This is a genomic window from Rhodococcus sp. EPR-147 (genome assembly GCF_001647185.1).
In the GTDB taxonomy this organism is placed as follows: Bacteria; Actinomycetota; Actinomycetes; order Mycobacteriales; family Mycobacteriaceae; genus Rhodococcoides.
This window is the reverse complement of record NZ_LVCU01000336.1, coordinates 1-2534: the sequence shown is the minus strand read 5'-3', so window position 1 is coordinate 2534 and position 2534 is coordinate 1. Positions and strand designations below refer to the sequence as shown.

The following is a 2534-nucleotide window of genomic DNA, read 5'->3' as shown; positions in this document are numbered from 1 at the left end:
GTGTAGGGCAGCAGGCGCACCGCGGAGAGTCCGGAGCAGTAGTTGACCAGGGCGAACGGTGCCGGGGCAATGAGCCGCAAGGACCCGACGGCCAGCCACCCCCGCCGAGCCAACCGGGCATCGATGGACTTGACCGCAGGATTCGTCAGCCGCTCCTGCACCGCGGTGCGCCCGAGCGCGCGCACCAGCAGCAACGCCAGCACAGCGCTGACAGTTGTGGCGGCGATCGTGACGGCGACCCCGGTGGCGGGACCGAACAACAGTCCGGCGCTGAGGGTGAACACCGTGCGCGGTACCGGGGCAATCGTCAACACCGCCTGGGTCAGAAAGAACACCACCACGAACGACGGGCCCATCGACTCCGCCCACTCGCGCACCACAATGATCGACGGGCGGGGTACGAGGGCGGCAGCCACTGCCAGTATTGCCAGCGCTGCCACGGTGGCGAGGACTCGGCGATCGCGCAGAATCGCCGATACGGTTTCGGTCATGACGGTCTCTGCCTGCGCCGCCTCGCCGAGGTTTCCGACAAGCACGCGGGAGTGGACGGCGAGGAATGGCTTCGCACTGCCGGTGCTCAGGAGCGGACGAGCCGTGAGATCGCGTCGGTGGCCTCTTTGATCTTCGCGTCGGCTTGGGGACCGCCGGCGATGGCGGCGTCGACCACGCAGTGGCTGATGTGAGCTTCGAGCAGGCCCATGGCCACCGCCTGCAAGGCTTTGGTCATCGCCGAGACCTGGGTGAGGATGTCGATGCAGTACTTGTCTTCCTCGACCATGCGCTGCAGTCCTCGGGCCTGGCCTTCGATGCGCTTGAGGCGTTTGAGGTAGGCGTCCTTTTCGGTGATGTAGCCGTGCGCGGCGTGATCATGGCCGTCGGTCTCGGCGGGTGCCTGCGCGGCCGCGGGAGTGGCCATGGTGTCCTCCTGGAATCCGAGTGTCATGCCGAGCATCCTCGATTATGCCCGCCCGGGGTATGGCGCGAGAGGGTCGGTCCGTCGAGTCGTCGCTGGGCCGCCGCCGCAGCGCACATCACCGCGCAGCGGGCCACCGCTCGGGTCGCCGGGTGCCGGGTGATCTGCACCAAGGTCGTTGTCACGAAGGACATGGCCCTCTCCTTTCGTAGGCTGCATCGGGGTTGTAGCGGTGGGGTGGGGTGGCGCGCCTGCATGCCACGCCCACCCCAGCCTTTTGGGTGCTTGTTCTACCCGCGCGGTTATCCGGTGAGGGACTTGAACCGGCGCAACCGCAAGCTGTTGCTGACCACGAACACCGACGAGAACGCCATCGCTGCACCGGCCAGCATCGGATTGAGCAGCCCGGCCGCAGCCAAGGGGAGGGCGGCCACGTTGTAGGCGAACGCCCAGAACAAGTTGCCCTTGATGGTGCCCAACGTTCGGCGGGACAGGCGGATAGCATCCGCTGCTGCGCGCAGATCACCGCGCACCAACGTCAGATCGCTGGCTTCGATCGCAACGTCGGTACCGGTGCCCATCGCCAGACCGAGGTCGGCCTGCGCCAACGCGGCGGCGTCGTTCACGCCGTCGCCGACCATCGCCACTACCTTGCCCTGCTCCTGCAGCCTTTTGACGACGTCCACCTTGTCTGCGGGCAGCACCTCCGCGATCACTTCGTGGATGCCGACCTGGTCGGCGATGGCACGCGCGGCGGCTGCGTTGTCGCCGGTGAGCATGATCGGCGTCAAACCCAGGCCCCGCAGCTGCTCGATCGCCTCGGCGGAGGTGGGTTTGACCGCGTCGGCGACGACCAGTACTCCGCGAGCCCGACCGTCCCAACCGACTGCGACGGCGGTCTTGCCCTCGGATTCGGCTGCACGCATCGCACTTTCGAGTTCGTCCGGCAGCTGCTGCGCCCGGTCGGCGAGGAGGCGGGCCCGTCCGACGATCATTGCGTGGTCGTCGACTATGCCCTGCACCCCGAGGCCTTCGATATTTATAAACTGCTCCACCGGTGGCAGGGCTCCGACCTTCTCGCGGGCACCTTTGGCGATGGCCTGGGCGATGGGGTGCTCGGACGAATCTTCGAGTGCACCGGCCAGGCGCAGCACCTGCGCGGTGTCCTCGCCGTCGGCGGTGATCACGTCGAGCAGAGTCATCTTGCCGGTGGTGACGGTGCCGGTCTTGTCGAGTACCACGGTGTCGACACGGCGGGTCGATTCGAGCACTTCGGGACCCTTGATCAGGATGCCGAGCTGAGCGCCGCGGCCGGTGCCGACCATCAGCGCGGTCGGGGTGGCCAGGCCGAGGGCACACGGGCAGGCGATGATCAGGACGGCGACGGCTGCGGTGAACGCGGCCGCGATCCCACCGCCGGTGCCGATCCAGAAGCCGAGTGTCGCCGCGGCAAGGGCGATCACGATCGGGACGAAGACTCCGGAGATCTTGTCGGCCAGACGCTGAGCTTGGGCTTTACCGGTCTGAGCGTCTTCGACGAGTTTCGCCATCTGTGCGAGCTGGGTGTCCGAGCCGATGCGGGTCGCCCGGACCACGATTCGGCCACCGACGTTGACCGTCG

Annotated in this window: 4 protein-coding genes; all 4 read right to left on the bottom strand. The window is 67.4% G+C overall.

What is annotated here, in order from left to right:
* Positions 1–491, bottom strand: a 491-nt coding sequence (locus A2J02_RS15525; protein ID WP_082898855.1) for a TVP38/TMEM64 family protein, incomplete at its 3' end; no start/stop codon positions are given.
* Positions 492–577: 86 nt separating this feature from the next.
* Positions 578–916 carry a metal-sensitive transcriptional regulator gene (locus tag A2J02_RS15520; RefSeq protein WP_032375786.1) on the bottom strand — a complete coding sequence of 113 codons (339 nt, stop codon included), beginning with the start codon at positions 914–916 and terminating at the stop codon, positions 578–580.
* Between the two features lie 23 nt (positions 917–939).
* Positions 940–1107 carry a hypothetical protein gene (locus A2J02_RS27740; protein WP_155288777.1) on the bottom strand — a complete coding sequence of 56 codons (168 nt, stop codon included), beginning with the start codon at positions 1105–1107 and terminating at the stop codon, positions 940–942.
* Between the two features lie 108 nt (positions 1108–1215).
* A partial coding sequence (locus tag A2J02_RS15515) for a heavy metal translocating P-type ATPase (RefSeq protein ID WP_068051053.1) occupies positions 1216–2534 on the bottom strand: 1319 nt, incomplete at its 5' end.